The organism is Pseudomonas sp. FW305-70 (genome assembly GCF_058783925.1).
The window spans coordinates 1-13,094 of record NZ_JBYSYZ010000039.1 but is presented as its reverse complement, the minus strand read 5'-3'; the positions used below and the strand labels follow the sequence as shown (position 1 = coordinate 13,094).

The window sequence follows — 13,094 nt, the reverse complement described above, 5'->3', positions numbered from 1 at the left end:
ATGTGCCAGCGCCGTTGGGCCGACGCGCCCGCATCAATGCGGATTGTCCGGGGTATTTTTTTTAGCACGGCTAAGATTCATAGATGGTGAACCTTATCCGCGGATACCCGGTCGATACCTGCAACCCGACCCGGTTGCCACCGCCCCCCTTGCGCGGGGCGTCAACTGGCTTGCTTCATTCACTGGAGAACGCCCCTGTGATTTCAACCCTGTACATCGCCAGACTCAAAGCATGGGGCGCCCATGGTTTTACGGCCACCGGCGTGGTTACCGCTTTCCTCGCTACGCTGTCCCTGCTGGATAACCAGCCGACCCATTGCCTGCTGTGGCTGGGTGTCGCCCTGATCGTCGACGGACTGGACGGCGCACTGGCGCGCAAGGTCAACGTGCAGTCGGTGTTGCCGAGCTTCGATGGCTCGATCCTCGACCTGGTAATCGATTACCTGACGTATGTGTTTATCCCGGCGCTGTTCATCTATCGCTACATCCCGTTGCCGGACTACACCCTGCTGCTGAGCGTGTCGCTGATTCTGGTGTCGTCGCTGTTCTGCTTCTGCAACGTCAACATGAAGAGCAAGGACAACTATTTCCAGGGCTTCCCCGCCGCCTGGAACGTGGTTGCCCTGTGCCTGTACATCATTGCCCCGTCGCCGTGGATCACCTTCGTGACCATCATTGGCCTGGCCCTGCTGACCGTGACCCGGATGAAATTCCTGCACCCGTTCCGCGTGCGCCGGTTCATGCCGATCAACATTGCGGTGACGGCCATCTGGTTGCTGTGCAGCTTGTCGCTGGTGCTCAACCATCCAGTGATCAACCCGATGGTGATGGGGCTGTGGCTGCTGATGTCAGCGTATTTCCTCGGGATCTGCTTCTGGCGCACGGCGCTGGAGTGGTTCGACGAATCGCGGCTCAAGTAGCCATGGCGGTCCATATCGTTCAACTGGGTTCGCCGCGTCGCCCCGACGAAGGCTTGCGCCTGGGCACGGTACGCCGCCCTCCCCGTGGCGTACCGAAAGCCGAATTCGCCAGCCGGGATTTCTATGATGTCTGGCAGCCCTTGCTGTCACCCAGCGCGGAGTTGGTGGCCGAGGCCAAGGCTGCACAGGATGCCAAGGCCTGGGAGGTGTTCCGGCGCAAGTTCAAGGCCGAGATGAACCAGCCCGCCGCCAGCCAGATGCTGGACCTGCTGGCCGCGCTGTCTCACAGCACGTCCCTGGCCGTGGGCTGTTACTGCGAGGATGAGGCGCATTGTCATCGGTCGGTGTTGCGCGAGTTGCTGGAGGCGCGGGGGGCTGTGGTGGTTTAGTTGCCATGACCACCACACAATCCCTGTGGGAGCGAGCTTGCTCGCGATGGCGGTCTTCCAGTCGCAGATGCTCTGACTGATACACCGCCATCGCGATCAGCCCCAAACAAAAACAGCACCTTTCGGTGCCGTTTTTGCGTCTTTTGCTTCAATGACAACCTGGAGATTCGCCCATCGCGTTATCTGAGTTCGAGTAGCACGTAGGTAATGGCCATCCAAATCAGGGTAGCGATCGTCATCACCACGTTGATCATCAGAAGACGCTTCAGCCGAGGTGGGAAGTTTTCGATATCGCCTGGGTCCACATCACCGAGGCGTATATATGCCCTCGGTCGCACTACCATCCCGGCAATTTTAGTAATCAGTACAAATCCCCCAAACCAGCCCTGCCCGCGCCATCCAGGGCCCCAAATGAAAATGTAGCGACTGTTTTTCAAGGCCTCCATCATGGCGTCCAGATGGCGGCGGCTCAGGTATAAGCAGTAAGCGATGTTCACAGCGCCCAGCATAATTGGACCGCCAGCAACAATAATTGCAATCCACGGATTCCAAGTACCGATGCTGGTCATGGCTGTGTTACTTCAAATATTTTCTCACCTATGAACTCGCCCCCCATGCTACCTGCTTCTGTCCCCACCCATGCGCTAATCCCTACCAAGGCCCCACCGCAGATAACACCACCTATTACCGTCGTAACTCCAAGTGCAAGGCAAATAGTGCCACTAATCAAAGGAGCTCCTGCTCCACCCGCTATCCCACCAATGGTCGACCCAACAAATTTCCCTCCTTCAGTAAATTTGACCTTCTCACAAGCGGTTCCAGAGTCACCAACATAAACTTCTTGAATAGCCAGCAACGACGAAACTCCACCAATACCAATCCCTATGTACCCCCCCGCCTGCATGTACTTCGCGGCCCGACTGGTCGCATCCACATGGGTCGCATAACCCGGTATCTGCCCTGGCGCACCGGCTTTGTCCCAGTGGTGCACCATACTGCGGCTGAAGATGCCGAGTATCGTTTTTAGCTTGGGGGGATCGCCCATAAACCTACTCAAATTTCATCAGCACATATCCTGCTAATGCCCAAGTTGCGCTACCAAAAAGCATCACCGCGTCGATTTGCAGAAGTCGTTTGAGATGAGGAGGGAAGTTTGCGACATCGATAGGGTCCACATCTCCAATGCGGATATACGCCCTCGGCCACATCATCATGCCGGCAATCTTGCTAATCAATATGAAGCCCCCAAACCAACCCTGATTCCGCAGGCCCGGCCCCCAAATGTAGATGTAGCGACTGTTCTGCAAGGCCTCCAACATGGAATCCAGATGATGACGGCTCAGATACAGAGTAAATGCAATACTTACACAGCCCAGCAAGATTGGGCCGGCCAGAAGCCAGAAAGCAAACCAAGACGACCAAAAATCCTCACCCATCATGGCTGTGTTTTTTCGTACAAGATCTCACCAACTTTCTCACCGCCTTCACCTAAGCCAGTCGTACCCATCCATGCGCCAATCCCTATCACGGTCGCAACGCAGGCAACCGCACCAACTCCTGTAACCCCAAGCGCCAGGCAGATTGGACCGCTGGCAGATTGGGCTATCCTTGCACCCAGAGCGCCACCAACGGTGGATCCGACAAACTTTCCTGCTTCTGTAAATCGGACCCTCTCGCAAGCCGCTCCAGCGTCACCAACACAAACCTCCTGAACAGCCAGCAACGAAGAAACCCCACCAATCCCAATCCCGATGTACCCGCCCGCCTGCATGTACTTCGCGGCCCGACTGGTCGCATCCACATGGGTCGCATAACCCGGTATCTGCCCCGGCGCACCGGCTTTGTTCCAGTGATGCACCAGACTTCGACTGGAAATGCCGAGGGCCGTCTTCAGTTTGGGGTGATCACCCAAGGTCGTCTGGCCACGCAGGCGAGTGGAGTTCAGCAGGTGGGCATCCAGTTGCGCGAGCAGGCGTGTGCGTTCGGCAAAGAACTGCGGCGATTTGAGATGGCCGTGCTGACGATAGCTGTCCTGATGCAGGCGTTCCATGGCTTGCAGGGTGTCGCGCAGTCGGGTCAGGTGTTTTTCCATCACCACCGCGCTCACGCCAAGCCAGGTCGAGGTCTGGCCGGTAAAACTGGCGATTTCCGCCGCATGGCGGTACATGAAATCGGCCTCATCTGGCGTCAGGGGGTCGAGTGCAGACTTGACCTGTTGCGCGGCCTGCATCAGCTGCGCTTCCTGATAGGTGCAGGAGGTGTTGTTCGGGTCGCTCAGTACGATCAGCGAACCGGCCTTGATATCGCCTCGCTCAGGATTGAGCGCTCGAAACTTGCGCATCACGGCGGCATCGGGCGTGGCGAACAGCGTGGCCTCCAGGGCTTCGCGGGTCATGCTTTTGGGCACCACATAGAAACCCGGTTCTTGAGGCTCCGCGCGGGTGAATATCGCAGACACTGGAGGGTTAGAAGGGGCGATACCGGACTGACGTGGCGCTGCCGGTTGACTGGTTGCAGCACTGGCAGCGGGTTGCACAACACTCCTGCCCGTTCGCGGTGCGGAGTTAGCGCTGCGATAGGTCGCCGTGACCACAGAGGGGATCAGCCGGGCTTTACAGGGGCAATCGCTGTGGCTGTCCAGCGTGCCCGCCACGGCTTTGCCATGACTGATCATGTACGAAATGCCACCCACGATTTTGTAAGTCTTGCCGTCCTTGCCACAGGTAACCCGATCGCCTTCGCGGGCATGGGCGATGCCGTACATCATGATTCCGGTATGACCATCCAGGACCTTGCCGCCACAGGTGGTCTTGTCATGCAGACCAATGAAATGTCCTTCGTTCATTGATGTTCTTCCTCCTTGATGGAAGGCAGAAAGTCCTCGACCATCGGCACCCCTTCACGCCCCACTATCAAAAAACCGCCTTGCAAGGTGTTGATGATCTCGTCGCCATTGCAAAGACGGCTGCCGACCAGCGCCACATGGCTATTTTCTTGTCCCGCACCAGTGACGATCTGCGCCCTACGTCCATCGGCGTACACGGCGTAATCGCCCTTCTGTGCCGCGCGGACTTCCTGGCCGCTCTCCAATGTGAATACCAAGCGAGCAGTTCCCTGCTGGATCACCCCACCATCGCGGGTCAGACTGCCCTCGGTTGCGATTCGGTAAATGGAGTGAGCGGGATGAGCGTCCACGTATGCCTGCCCCTGGCGAACAACCGCCAGAGATTCTTCGCAAAACTGCGCAAGTCGTTCTTCGGTGAAGTGGGGGGTATCAAGACTGCGGAGAAACTCAGCGGTGACTTCGTTGGAATATGAGGGGTTCAGGGATGCATTCATTTAAACGTCCTTATTGTCATCGATTGGAGTTGCGTTCCCTCTCGTCTCCGCAGAAACGCTGAGCAGAGAGATATTGGGCGACGACAAATAAGACGGTGGAACACATGCTGTAAGCAATCCAATGGCATGGCCAAATGAACGAATAAGAATTTTCGCAATAACCAACAACCCATTTCCTACAGCGATAGTTCCAAAAGTTAATTTTTTTGCGAAGTGGAAGCCCACTCAAAAAAATTTAAACGCAAATGTTTAATCGCTTGGGAAATTACTTCCTGAAAGCTACACCAACTTGCGTCGTTGCCTACTGGTGCGACAGAATCCGCCGGCTTGTGCGTCGTGGGCGTGGGTTCTATCGTTTGCCGGTCATTGAAAAATCAGTGATCGGGCTTGGTAGGCCCGTAGCATCGACGCATAGCGTCACCTTTACTGCCCAGTGTCTGGGCGGTGTTTTTATGGTGACCATGCGCAGGGCTCCTTCGGGGGCGCCGGTTCCGATGCCCGGTCTACCAACCTTCGTATGGTCGCCACCCTTAGTTTGGTAGCGAGGCGGTGATGGCTCCTTTTAAATAGCGTCGGAGTTCCATCCATGTTCAAGGTCACACCCAATCCGCCGGAGACCGATCCGCCATCCCCGTACGAAAACGCCGATTCAAAAAAACCCCACGAAGACGCCGAACAAACCCTCGACTATCACCTGAAGCCAGACGTCCCCATCATGGATATTCCGCGCTCGGTCGGCACGATGTTCTTCATCAACCCAGAGCTCGATACAGAAACCCTGCTGGCCCATGCATGCGAATCGCTGGCTTCGGCCAATGTCATGACCATGGATTTGGCTGATCATACGGAAGGTCCCAGGCGCAACGCCCTACTCGGCATTGCGCAAGTCATCATGCTGGGCGAGCTGGCGGTGAACCGCGCGCTTGACCAACTTGACCCACCTGAGTAACCGCCGCTGCCTTTGGCCGACTCGCTTGATCTGATTTTCCGATCTCCGTTTACAGGAACAGGCACGAACAAAAACGGCACCTTAGGGCGCCGTTTTTTGCGTGTAGGAGCGAGCTTGCTCGCGATGGACTCGAAAACACCGCGCGCATCCAGAAATCACGCGTAATCGTTATCGACCATCGCGAGCAAGCTCGCTCCTACAGGGGGGGTTATGCGTGACCCTTCACCGCCGCGTAATCACCACCTCCAGGTACTCACTCGGCACCACCAGCGACTTGTCGCCCGCCCGGTTCATCCGGTTGATCAGCTCGGTCAGGTCCGCTTCCAGGGCCTTGGCGCCATCCGCCGGTAGTGCGGCGAAGGCTTTGTGCACCGGTCCGTACCACTGGCGGAAGGTGTCGATGAAATGCGCCGCCGAGCGATAGCGGAAATTGAACGTGCGGCGCGTCACCTGCAGCAGGAAGTCCCGCTCGTCGAAGTGCTCGTGCAGCCAGGCTTCGGTACCCCAGCGCGAGGGTGGATTCGCTCCCGGCGGCGGTGGCAGGTGCTGGCCCAGGGTCTTGAACATCTGGCCGACGAAACCTTCCGGTGTCCAGTTGGCCAGGCCGATCCGCCCGCCCGGGCGGCAAACTCGCGCCAGCTCCGCGGCGGCCTTGGGCTGGTCCGGCGTGAACATCACACCGAAAGTGGAAAGCACGGCGTCGAAGCTGGCGTCGGCAAAGGGCAAGGCTTCGGCATCGGCGACCTGGAAAGAGACGTTCAGGCGTTCTGCCCGGGCCCGCTCTTCGCCGCGTTCGAGCAAGGCGGCGACATAGTCGGTGGACGTCACCTTGCAGCCTCGGCGCGCGGCCGCGAGGGTCGCGTTGCCGTTGCCGGCGGCGACGTCGAGCACGCGCTCATCGCACAACAAGTCGCAGGCTTCGGCCAGTTGCTCGCCGACGATTTGCAGGGTGGTGCCGATCACGGCGTAGTCGCCGCTGGCCCAGGAGGCCATTTGACGGTTTTTCAAGGCAGTCAGATCAATGGGTGTACTCATGGAGGCAGTCTCTGGGTTGAAACACGAATCGGGCCCGATCGCGGTTACTCCGCTGTCGTCGGGTCGATGATGTTCATGACCTGGGAAATGCGGTTGGCGGGAAAACCACTGATCCTGGCATGCTCCTGGATCTGCGCCTCGTTCGGCGAGATGTACACGCAGTAGAGCTTGTCACCGGTGACATAGCTCTGCAGCCACTGCACCTCCGGCAACTCACGCAAAGCCTGGCAGGACTTTAGCGAAGCGGCTTTCAAATCCCTTTCCGACAGAGCTCCGGCGCCCTGGATCTCACGTTCAATGACGAACTTAGGCATGGCAACCTCTCTTTATTGTTCTGGATGGCAGGGCGCATTCACCCTGTGATCCAACTATCGTCCTGACGGGCGCTGGCGTCCTGCCCGATCGTCGCCCAAGCCTGCCCGATCGTCCGGAGATTCCACACGGCGCACCGACGCGTTCACAATCAGGAATCCTGTCACGGGGAAATCCCTATGGACGCTCTGTCACAGACCCTGCGGGTGGTGCACCTGGTCGGCGCGATCTTCATCAACGCACGGTTCACCGCGCCCTGGTGCTACCAGTCGCCCAGCGCCGACACGGCCGCGCCGTTCCTGGAGCCCGATGCGGAACGGGTGGTGATCTTTCACCTGATCACCGATGGCGAGTGCTACGTCGAACTGGGCGATGACCCGCCGCTGCTGCTGAGCGCCGGCGACGTGGTGATTTTCCCTCAGGGCGACGCCCATCGCATGTGCTCCCGACCGGGATTGCCCCCGGCCACGGGTGCGCGACTGGATGCGGTGCTGGCGCGCCGGCCCCGCCAACTGAGCTATGGCGGTGGTGGCGCGGTCACCCGCCTGGTGTGTGGCTACCTGGCGTGCGACACGCGCCTGGCGGGCATGTTGCTCAAGGGCTTGCCACCCGTGGTGCGGGTCAACGTGCGCGGTTCGAGTGCCGGTATCTGGCTGGAATCCTCCGTGCGCTACGCCCTCGCCGAAGCCCGCTCGCCCCGCCCCGGCGGCGAAGGGGTCCTGGCCAAACTCGCCGAAGTGCTGTTCATCGAAGTGCTGCGCCTGTACATGAACGAACAGGGCGAAGGTCGCACCGGCTGGCTGGCCGGTGTACGCGACCGCATCGTCGGCGCCGCCCTCAACGCCTTGCACAAAAAACCCTGCCACGCCTGGACGCTGGACGAACTGGCGCGCACCGCCAGCACTTCAAGATCGGTGTTGGCCGAGCGCTTCCAGCAACTGGTGGGGGTGTCGCCGATGCAGTACCTGACGCAATGGCGGATGTTGCTCGCCGCCAACCTGTTGCGCAGCAGCAACAACTCATTGACGCGCATCGCCGAGGAAGTGGGCTACCAGACCGATACCGCCTTCAGCCGCGCCTTTCGTCGCGAGTACGGTGCACCGCCGGCGGCGTGGCGGCGTGGTCAGGCAGCCACGAGCCACTTGAGCGGTCACTAAACCAATGGGGGCGACAGTCCTGCCCGAGCCCGCTACTCTCGCTACCCAGCGACTGAACTTGAAAGGACTCATCACATGGCACCCCACCTGGACTGGCTTGCTCGACATATGCAGTACAGCAACACATTCGCTTCGTGGATCCACCGGCAGTTCCACTACGAATACGCCGGACAGCCCCTGCCCGACTGGCAACGGGAATTCGCCGAAGGCCAAGACAACGGCGACTGGAAGTGCCTGATCGCCCTCGACCACGACGAACTGTTGGGTGGTGCGGCACTGGCCAGGGCTGACCTGACCCATCGCCCGGATCTGGGGCCCTGGCTCGCGTGTGTGTTCATCACTCCCGAGGCACGCGGCAAGGGCTTGGCGGAGCGTTTGATCGAAGGGATTTGCGCGCAAGCCAAAGCCAACGGCGAGAAGAGGATCTACCTGCACACCCAGGACCAGAGCGCTTATTACGCCAGGCGCGGCTGGGTTGTACTGGAGCGTTTTCAGGCATGGGAAAAAGATCAATGGCTCATGGCGCGGGACCTGTGAGCCATTGATCAAACGGTTCAAGCCGCTGGCGCGCTGGCCTTGGCCTCCTCCAGCAACTGCTGGATCACTTTCTCCTGCGTGTCGTAGCTGCCTTCACCGAAGTGGGTGTAACGCACCTGCCCCTTGGCATCGATGATGTAGTGCGCCGGCCAGTACTGGTTGTCGAAGTTGCGCCAGATCGCGTAATTGTTGTCGATCGCCACCGGGTAGGTGATGCCGTATTCCTTCACCTTGTCCCTGACGTTGTCGATGATGCGTTCAAAGCCGTATTCAGGCGTGTGCACGCCGATCACCACCAGCCCGTCCTTTTCATATTTCTTCGCCCAGTCCTTCACGTACGGCAGGGTGTGCTTGCAGTTGATGCAGTCGAAGGTCCAGAAGTCCACCAGCACCACCTTGCCTTTGAGGGCTGCGTTGGTCAGTGCCGGTGAGTTGATCCAGTCCACCGCGCCGGACAACGACGGCATCGCGCCCTGGGCGTTGCCCATGGTGCTGTCGGCCTTGACCTTGCTGACCAGGTAATCGACGACTTTCGGCACGGTCTCCAGCACGTTTTTCTCGACACGGCTGACACCTTCCGATGAAGTGTTGGCCAGCAACAGGTCGTTGGCCCCCGTTGCGATCACCGCCGTACCGGCCAGCACCGCAACCCCCGCGCCCCGGCGCAGCCAGCCAGTGACCGGAATCGACGGTTTCAAGCGATTGACCAGGCCACGCCCGGCAAAGATCAAGACGCCCAGGGACAACGCACTGCCCGCGCCATAGGCCACCAACAACAGACTGGTACCGGCGTTCGCGCCCTGCAGCATGGCGCTGGTGAGAATCACCCCGAGGATCGGCCCGGCGCAGGGTGCCCAGAGCAGCCCGGTGGCGACGCCGATCATGATCGACGCCAGCGGCCCGGACATCTTGTGCGAATCCGGGTCGATGCGATTGCCCAGCAGCACGAAGGGGCGCGCCAGCCAGTCACCGACCCGGGCGGACATCAGCGACAGGGCGAACAGCACCATGACGAACAGGGCAACATGGCGGCCGGTGTTGCTGGCCTGTATCACCCACTCGGTGCTGACCACGGCCAGGCTGGAGACCAGGGCGAAGGTCAGGACCATGCCGCCGAGGGTCAGCAGGATCGAGACGCGTGTGCGGTCGGCCCCGGCGAACAGGAAGGGCACGACCGGCAGGATGCACGGGCTGAGGACGGTCAATATGCCGCCCAGGAAAGCGATGAGTAACATGGGATCACCTAATACAATTCAGAGGGCGACACACGATCATTGTGGGAGCGGGCTTGCTCGCGAAGAGGCCGGTACATTCAATAGAGATGTCACCTGCAAGGCCGCCTTCGCTGGCAAGCCAGCTCCCACAGTGGATTGGGGGGTTTTCAAGCTGTCTGTTCATCCAGCAACTGCCCCTGAGGCGTGCGGCTGGCACCGTTCTCGGCGAGCATCTGCCCTTGCGGCGTACGGCTGGAACCGTCTTGCGCAAGGAAGCCCTGGGTGCCCTTCTCTGCCACGGGCGTCAGCTGGAAGCAGGTGTTGCTGCCGCAGGCGCTTTGCTCGACAGAGGCGTTGGCATGGGCTGCCGCACCGGCGACGGAAAAAGCGATGGCGGTAAGAAAGCGGGATACGTTGTTCATGATGTCCTTCCTGATTCAATGGGATTAAGCGGTCGTTGATCGCAGCACTCAGTTTTCCGAGTTGCAGTGGTCGGTGAATTTGCTGTAATCCAGCACCTGGGTTTTCGACTGGGAGTCGAGGTAGGTCAGCCGTGCATTGACCACGCCGCAGGAAGGCGTAGCGTCCTCGGTCAGCGACACCACTTTGCTGATGTCAAGATGGGTGCCGTAGGTGTAGGTTTCAGGCGTGACATCGGCTTCGGCGCGGGCCGACAGGGTGCAGATGTTCAGGGCGGCAAACAGGCAAGCGGCGTAGACGGCTTTGGTGTTCATGGCGAGTTCCTCAAGGTTTCAACAGGTCGTTGGGCCGAGGCGCTCTGGTTTGCCTCGATGGAACCAATTAAAAGCCTGCGAGGTATCTCGTCTGTGTCGGGAATCGGCGTGAATCAATCGGTACGTATCAGAACCGCGTGCAGATACAGAGCAATACAAAACCCCCGGAAATCGGCTTTTTTGCCTTCGTGTGTATCCCCAGGCAGGCCGGATACACTGCAATACAAAGGGCGGCAGGCGACCCCGCCCGGGCTCGATAGACTGTGTGGCATTCCCCATTCATCAGAGGTTTGGCCCAATGGATCACGTTGATCACATCCTCATCGTTGACGATGACCGCGAAATACGCGAGCTGGTAGGCAACTACCTGAAGAAGAACGGCCTGCGCACCACCGTCGTGGCGGATGGGCGGCAGATGCGCGCGTTTCTGGAAACCACCCCGGTGGACCTGATCGTGCTGGACATCATGATGCCGGGGGACGATGGCCTGCTGCTCTGCCGCGAATTGCGCGCCGGCAAACACAAGACCACGCCGGTGCTGATGCTCACCGCGCGCAACGATGAAACCGACCGCATCCTCGGCCTGGAAATGGGCGCCGACGACTACCTGGTCAAACCCTTCGCTGCCCGTGAACTGCTGGCGCGGATCAACGCGGTGCTGCGGCGCACCCGCATGCTGCCGCCGAACCTGGTGGTGACCGAAGCCAGCCGCCTGCTGGCCTTCGGTCGTTGGCGCCTGGACACCTCGGCCCGTCACCTGCTCGATGAAGACGGCACCATGGTCGCCCTGAGCGGCGCCGAATATCGATTGCTGCGGGTGTTTCTCGACCATCCGCAACGGGTGCTCAACCGTGATCAATTGCTCAACCTGACCCAGGGCCGCGACGCCGACCTGTTCGACCGTTCCATCGATCTGCTGGTCAGTCGCCTGCGCCAGCGCCTGCTCGACGACGCCCGCGAACCGGCCTACATCAAGACCGTGCGCAGCGAAGGCTATGTGTTTTCCCTGCCGGTGGAAATCCTGGGCGATCAATCATGACGCAGGCGCTGCATTGGCCGCGGACCCTGGCCTCGCGGCTGTCGCTGATTTTCCTGATCGGCCTGATCCTCGCTCAGGCATTGTCCTTCGGTGCGCAGTACTACGAACGCTACGAATCCTCGAAAAACACCATGCTCGGCAACCTGGAAACCGATGTTTCCACCTCCGTTGCCATCCTCGACCGCTTGCCCGCCGCTGAACGAGCCGCCTGGCTCAAACAACTGGAACGGCGCAACTACAGTTACCTGCTCAACGAGGGTTCGCCGGGCACGCCCATCCGCACCGACATGCCCGATGCGCCCATTGCCATCGCCTCGATCAAGGACGCCATCGGCCGCGATTACCCGATGACCTTTACCGACATCCCCGGGCCGAAAAAACACTTCCAAGTGCACCTGAACCTGGCGGATGGCAGCCCGCTGACCATCGACCTCCGCCCGGCGATGGTGCCGCTGTCGCCCTGGCTGCCCATCGTGTTGCTCGGGCAACTGGCGCTGATGCTCGCCTGTTCCTGGCTGGCGGTCAGAATCGCCATCCGCCCCCTCACCCGCCTCGCCGAGGCCGTCGAAACCCTGGACCCCAACGCCCACCCTGTGCTCCTGGACGAAAAAGGCCCGACCGAAGTCGCCCACGCCGCCAAGGCCTTCAACGCGATGCAGGCACGCATCGCGGCGTACCTGAAGGAACGCATGCAATTGCTCGCAGCGATCTCCCACGACCTGCAAACCCCGATCACCCGCATGAAACTGCGCGCCGAGTTCATGGACGACTCCAGCGAAAAAGACAAACTGTGGAACGACCTGGGCGAGATGGAACACCTGGTACGCGAAGGCGTCGCCTATGCCCGCAGCATCCACGGCGCCACCGAAGAAAGCCGCCGCACCGACCTCGACTCGTTCCTCGACAGCCTGGTGTTCGACTACCAGGACATGGGCAAGGACGTTCAACTCACAGGCAAGAGCGCCACCGTCATCGACACCCGCCCCCACGCCCTGCGCCGGGTACTGGTCAACCTGACGGACAACGCCTTGAAATTTGCCGGCGCTGCCGAGTTGCGCGTGGAAAAACAGGCCGACGGCCAGCTGTCGATCAAGATCCTCGACCGCGGCCCGGGAATCACAGAGGAAGAACTCGAGCACGTGATGGAACCCTTCTACCGCGTGGAAAACTCCCGCAACCGCAGCACCGGCGGCACCGGGTTGGGGTTGGCGATTGCCCAGCAACTGGCGATAGCGATTGGAGGGGCGTTGACCTTGAGCAATCGTGAAGGGGGTGGGTTGTGTGCGGAGTTGAGATTGCCGGGGTAGGAAGGATTGGTTGGGAAGTAAGGATGTTGGGCCAGCTGTAGAAAATGTTCGGCTGGAAGGCCGCCTTCGCGGGCAAGCCCGCACACAGTGGTTCGGCGTATGTCTGTGAGAGTCGTGTACTCAATCAACAACCCCCAAAACCCCCTCCCCATGCATCTGCCG

The 13,094-nt window shown here is 60.1% G+C and carries 17 protein-coding genes; 7 read left to right on the top strand and 10 right to left on the bottom strand.

Features of this window, described 5'->3' with window-relative positions:
* The first annotated feature begins 197 nt into the window (after positions 1-197).
* Positions 198-920, top strand: a complete 723-nt coding sequence (pcsA, locus tag AC3WN7_RS23095) for a phosphatidylcholine synthase (RefSeq protein WP_095968196.1) — start codon at positions 198-200, stop codon at positions 918-920.
* A gap of 2 nt (positions 921-922) precedes the next feature.
* Positions 923-1,309, top strand: a complete 387-nt coding sequence (locus AC3WN7_RS23090) for a DUF488 domain-containing protein (RefSeq protein WP_102675472.1) — start codon at positions 923-925, stop codon at positions 1,307-1,309.
* Between the two features lie 179 nt (positions 1,310-1,488).
* On the opposite strand, the gene AC3WN7_RS23085 is transcribed toward AC3WN7_RS23090, so the two are convergent.
* From AC3WN7_RS23085 to AC3WN7_RS23065, 5 genes are read right to left on the bottom strand one after another with little or no spacing between them, the layout of a single operon-like run.
* On the bottom strand, positions 1,489-1,878 hold the full coding sequence (locus tag AC3WN7_RS23085) for a hypothetical protein (protein WP_015094574.1): 390 nt from the start codon (positions 1,876-1,878) through the stop codon (positions 1,489-1,491).
* Positions 1,875-2,354: a hypothetical protein gene (locus AC3WN7_RS23080; RefSeq protein WP_256585788.1), complete on the bottom strand. Its 480-nt coding sequence runs from the start codon at positions 2,352-2,354 to the stop codon at positions 1,875-1,877. The genes AC3WN7_RS23085 and AC3WN7_RS23080 overlap by 4 nt, the downstream gene beginning before the upstream one ends.
* A 4-nt stretch (positions 2,355-2,358) precedes the next feature.
* Complete coding sequence (locus tag AC3WN7_RS23075; RefSeq protein ID WP_095968198.1) at positions 2,359-2,748, bottom strand: hypothetical protein; 390 nt, start codon at positions 2,746-2,748, stop codon at positions 2,359-2,361.
* Positions 2,745-4,154: a PAAR domain-containing protein gene (locus AC3WN7_RS23070; protein WP_102675471.1), complete on the bottom strand. Its 1,410-nt coding sequence runs from the start codon at positions 4,152-4,154 to the stop codon at positions 2,745-2,747. The genes AC3WN7_RS23075 and AC3WN7_RS23070 overlap by 4 nt, the downstream gene beginning before the upstream one ends.
* Positions 4,151-4,648 (bottom strand): hypothetical protein, encoded by a 498-nt coding sequence (locus tag AC3WN7_RS23065; protein WP_102675470.1) that lies wholly within the window; start codon positions 4,646-4,648, stop codon positions 4,151-4,153. The genes AC3WN7_RS23070 and AC3WN7_RS23065 overlap by 4 nt, the downstream gene beginning before the upstream one ends.
* A gap of 586 nt (positions 4,649-5,234) precedes the next feature.
* On the opposite strand from AC3WN7_RS23065, the gene AC3WN7_RS23060 reads away from it, so the two are divergent.
* Positions 5,235-5,597 carry a DUF6124 family protein gene (locus AC3WN7_RS23060; RefSeq protein WP_102675469.1) on the top strand — a complete coding sequence of 121 codons (363 nt, stop codon included), beginning with the start codon at positions 5,235-5,237 and terminating at the stop codon, positions 5,595-5,597.
* A gap of 222 nt (positions 5,598-5,819) precedes the next feature.
* On the opposite strand, the gene AC3WN7_RS23055 is transcribed toward AC3WN7_RS23060, so the two are convergent.
* Positions 5,820-6,632 carry a class I SAM-dependent methyltransferase gene (locus tag AC3WN7_RS23055; protein ID WP_095968202.1) on the bottom strand — a complete coding sequence of 271 codons (813 nt, stop codon included), beginning with the start codon at positions 6,630-6,632 and terminating at the stop codon, positions 5,820-5,822.
* Between the two features lie 44 nt (positions 6,633-6,676).
* Positions 6,677-6,946, bottom strand: a complete 270-nt coding sequence (locus AC3WN7_RS23050; protein ID WP_095968203.1) for a DUF4242 domain-containing protein — start codon at positions 6,944-6,946, stop codon at positions 6,677-6,679.
* Between the two features lie 177 nt (positions 6,947-7,123).
* On the opposite strand from AC3WN7_RS23050, the gene AC3WN7_RS23045 reads away from it, so the two are divergent.
* Together AC3WN7_RS23045 and AC3WN7_RS23040 are read left to right on the top strand one after the other, a co-directional pair.
* Positions 7,124-8,101 carry an AraC family transcriptional regulator gene (locus tag AC3WN7_RS23045; RefSeq protein WP_102675468.1) on the top strand — a complete coding sequence of 326 codons (978 nt, stop codon included), beginning with the start codon at positions 7,124-7,126 and terminating at the stop codon, positions 8,099-8,101.
* A 75-nt stretch (positions 8,102-8,176) separates the two neighbouring features.
* Positions 8,177-8,638, top strand: a complete 462-nt coding sequence (locus AC3WN7_RS23040) for a GNAT family N-acetyltransferase (RefSeq protein ID WP_102675467.1) — start codon at positions 8,177-8,179, stop codon at positions 8,636-8,638.
* Positions 8,639-8,655: 17 nt separating this feature from the next.
* Here AC3WN7_RS23040 and AC3WN7_RS23035 read toward each other — a convergent pair whose 3' ends face one another.
* The 3 genes from AC3WN7_RS23035 to AC3WN7_RS23025 form a co-directional block, all read right to left on the bottom strand.
* Positions 8,656-9,873, bottom strand: a complete 1,218-nt coding sequence (locus AC3WN7_RS23035) for a cytochrome c biogenesis protein DipZ (RefSeq protein WP_102675466.1) — start codon at positions 9,871-9,873, stop codon at positions 8,656-8,658.
* 146 nt (positions 9,874-10,019) lie between these two features.
* Positions 10,020-10,274, bottom strand: coding sequence for a hypothetical protein (locus AC3WN7_RS23030; RefSeq protein ID WP_095968207.1), 255 nt, complete (start codon positions 10,272-10,274; stop codon positions 10,020-10,022).
* A gap of 48 nt (positions 10,275-10,322) precedes the next feature.
* Positions 10,323-10,586 carry a DUF2790 domain-containing protein gene (locus AC3WN7_RS23025; protein WP_095968208.1) on the bottom strand — a complete coding sequence of 88 codons (264 nt, stop codon included), beginning with the start codon at positions 10,584-10,586 and terminating at the stop codon, positions 10,323-10,325.
* Positions 10,587-10,884: 298 nt separating this feature from the next.
* Here AC3WN7_RS23025 and AC3WN7_RS23020 point away from each other — a divergent pair, with 298 nt between their 5' ends.
* Together AC3WN7_RS23020 and AC3WN7_RS23015 are read left to right on the top strand one after the other, a co-directional pair.
* Positions 10,885-11,625, top strand: a complete 741-nt coding sequence (locus AC3WN7_RS23020; protein WP_007978356.1) for a response regulator — start codon at positions 10,885-10,887, stop codon at positions 11,623-11,625.
* Positions 11,622-12,932 carry an ATP-binding protein gene (locus AC3WN7_RS23015; protein WP_102675465.1) on the top strand — a complete coding sequence of 437 codons (1,311 nt, stop codon included), beginning with the start codon at positions 11,622-11,624 and terminating at the stop codon, positions 12,930-12,932. The genes AC3WN7_RS23020 and AC3WN7_RS23015 overlap by 4 nt, the downstream gene beginning before the upstream one ends.
* Positions 12,933-13,094 lie beyond the last annotated feature (162 nt).